Here is a 2757-nt window from a genome sequence, read left to right as displayed (position 1 = left end):
GGCCGGCCAGGAAGCGGGCGCCTTTGCGATTGCGGCGACAGAGGCGAGGAAAATTCGCCAGCGCATCGACTCCGCCTTCGTCGTCCGCCGCGCGGTCGCCGGGCATCCTGCCGGCGAAGAGAGGGAATACGTCGCGCTTCGCAACCAGCTGCTCGCTTTGGTCGAAGAAGCTCGGGCGCGGTTCGTGGTGGGCGTGGTGCTGAAGAGCGCCGGAGCGGGCCCGCTGTCGGATTTCACCGTCAATGCCGTCAAACGGCTGGGCTTGCGTCCCGACACGGGGGCCTGCGCGACGCGAGACCGCAAGGCTCTGAGCGATGCGACGGAGCTCGACGTGACGCCGGAGGAGAAGTGCACCGAAGGCAGCCTCGGCGAGCGGTGCGAGGTGGTGGTCCGCCTCGTCGCCCAGGCCTGCTCCGGTGGAATATCGGGAGCGGGGACCGTGACGGTGGTGCGTGGCGCTCATCCGAGCGATCGCGACAAGGCGCGCCGACTGGCCTGGGACAAGGTCACGGCGCAGGCGGTGGAAGCAGCCGTCCGCGACGCGCTGAAGGGCACCATCCTGATCGAGGAATGAAGATGCTGCTCGCTCTCCTGCTGCTCGCCGCCGCGCCCGTCAGCACCGTTCGCCTGTTCGAGAGCGGGAGCGCGAAGGTGGGCAGCGCGGCGCCGTCGTTCGGCGGATGGGACCTGGCGCAGCGCAAAGTGCTGACGCTGGATGGGCTGCGCCGCGTGCCGTTCCTTCAGCCATTGTTGCTCACGTTTGGGGCATCGTGGTGCAAGCCGTGCGCGGAGGGGCTTCCACGATTGAAGAAGCTGTCGGTCAACCACCCCGAGGTGCGGCTGGTGCTGATTGCAGTGGAGAACGACGCGGACCGGGCGCAGAAGTTCGCGACGCGGGTCGGGATCGACGGCCCTGCAGTGCTCGACAAGTTCGAACAGATCGCGAGGGCGTATGGGGTGACCGGCGAGGAGAAGACGCGGCTGCCGCGGACATTCCTGATCGACGCGGGCGGGAAAGTGCGGGCGATCTATGGCGTGGAGGGGGACGACTTCGAGAAGGCGATCGAGGCGGACCTCGAGGCAGCGAAAACTACAGCGCGGCCGGCAGTCGACCAGTAACGGCTGCGGAAACTTGATTTAAGACTGATAGTTTTGACCGTTTGCTCGAAATCGGACGGAACATCGCGATCGCGCAGGTTCTTGGTGACGTGCGTCCGATCAACCGGGCCCCCGCCCGCTGCATGTCCTTCCCGCGAGGTGCAGATTTCCTTCGGGGGCAGTACGGCATTCCTTCGAACGAGCTGTGTCGCGTTCATCATCGCGGGGTGCGGGACCTCCGTACCGCTCGAAGATGGAACTCCTCACGCGACTGATCGCCCCTTACCCGTTGCAATACCCTGACGGCGTCGGAGAGCGCGGATGTTCTCGCGATCGATGACCAAAGCATTTATTGGATCAACTCTTCCAACCACGACATCGGCGCGACTTATGAGGTGCGCACCATGCCCAAGTCGGGTAGTGAGGCCGTCACGCTCGCGAGAGGCGAAGGCTGGGCGACCGCGCTCGTCGCAGATGACCGATCGCTCTACTTCAATCGACGGCAGTGTCTCGCCGGCACCTGCGCCATTTCGCGCGCCAATAGTTACACGATGCGCGTTCCGAAATCCGGAGGGACGCCCGAACTCTTCCATCAAGGCGGATGGGGAGGGTTGGATATCGACTCGGCGCATATCTACATCGGAGTCATTTCGCGCGAATATTCGGAAATTTTCACGACGGATTTCTGCCCGAAAGCATCGCGCTGCTGGGCCAGAGCCTCGTATGGACGGCCAACTTCTCACCTTCGACCCCGACCTTCTTGTTTCGAACGCCACTGCCCGGGGCTTCGGACGGGTCGAAGCCGGCTTCCGTAGCGCTGAACGATCCTGAAGTGGGCCCGGTCGCAGTCGATGGCCAGCACGTGTTCGTACGGACAAAGCACTCGATCTTTCGAGCAGACCTCCCAGCGAAGCAGGCGACGCTCGTCACCACCGTGAGGAACGCGCCGGTGGCAGCCCTCGCTGCCGGTGGCGGGACGCTGTACTGGAACGACCACGCATCCCTGAACGCCGTATCCGAGAACGGAACAAATCCGCGCTCACTGGATACGACGGGAAAGGTCTATGGGCAGATCACGCTCGACGCTCAATCGATCTACTTTCTTCGCGATGGTCAAGTGTTCAGGCTGCAGAGATGAGAAATGCGTTCCGCAGGAGCCATGTGTGCGGTGACGCAATCGGCGCATCCTCGGTGAGGGGTGCATCCAGCCATGGCGTTGATGAACATGGATCCGCGCCCGCCGGAGCGACGTCTTCACGCAGGTGGTGACGGAAGTTCTCCAGGACATATCGAACCGCGTAGCGGACTTCGCGGGGCGTTTTCAGCACGTGTGCGTGGTAGCGGTCGAGGAAGACCTTGCCGTTGCGGCCGGCGAGGCGATTCAGCGCGCGGGCCAGCCGTACGGCGAGGCCATTGATCGCGCGCGACAAGATAGCCGCATCGTCGATCTCGACGATGAGGTGCAGGTGGTTTCCCTGAATCGAGTAGTGCACGACGCGCAGTCCGAAGCGGTGCCTGACCTCGCGCAGCGCCTGTTCGATGGCCCTTGCCCTGCTGAACGCGCGCAAGAACCCGACCGCAGGAACCATCCGAAAGGTCACGTGCACTGGGTACCGCGCAGCAAAGCGTGGGCGTTGCAGATGCGATACGCCAGGGTTG

The 2757-nt window shown here is 63.9% G+C and carries 3 protein-coding genes; 2 read left to right on the top strand and 1 reads right to left on the bottom strand.

Annotated features, from left to right (window positions below):
• The first annotated feature begins 570 nt into the window (after positions 1 to 570).
• Together E6J58_24255 and E6J58_24250 are read left to right on the top strand one after the other, a co-directional pair.
• Positions 571 to 1119 carry a TlpA family protein disulfide reductase gene (locus E6J58_24255; protein ID TMB31560.1) on the top strand — a complete coding sequence of 183 codons (549 nt, stop codon included), beginning with the start codon at positions 571 to 573 and terminating at the stop codon, positions 1117 to 1119.
• 580 nt (positions 1120 to 1699) lie between these two features.
• The gene (locus E6J58_24250; protein TMB31559.1) at positions 1700 to 2236 is read left to right on the top strand and encodes a hypothetical protein; all 537 of its coding nucleotides are present in this window, start codon (positions 1700 to 1702) and stop codon (positions 2234 to 2236) included.
• Here the strand turns inward: E6J58_24250 and E6J58_24245 are convergent.
• Positions 2220 to 2757: hypothetical protein (locus E6J58_24245; protein ID TMB31558.1), on the bottom strand; the 538-nt coding region annotated here is incomplete at its 5' end. The two genes, E6J58_24250 and E6J58_24245, sit on opposite strands and share 17 nt — an antisense overlap.

It is taken from the genome of Deltaproteobacteria bacterium (assembly GCA_005879535.1).
Taxonomy (GTDB): Bacteria; Myxococcota; Myxococcia; order Myxococcales; family 40CM-4-68-19; genus 40CM-4-68-19.
This window is presented reverse-complemented; position numbering and strand designations above follow the sequence as displayed.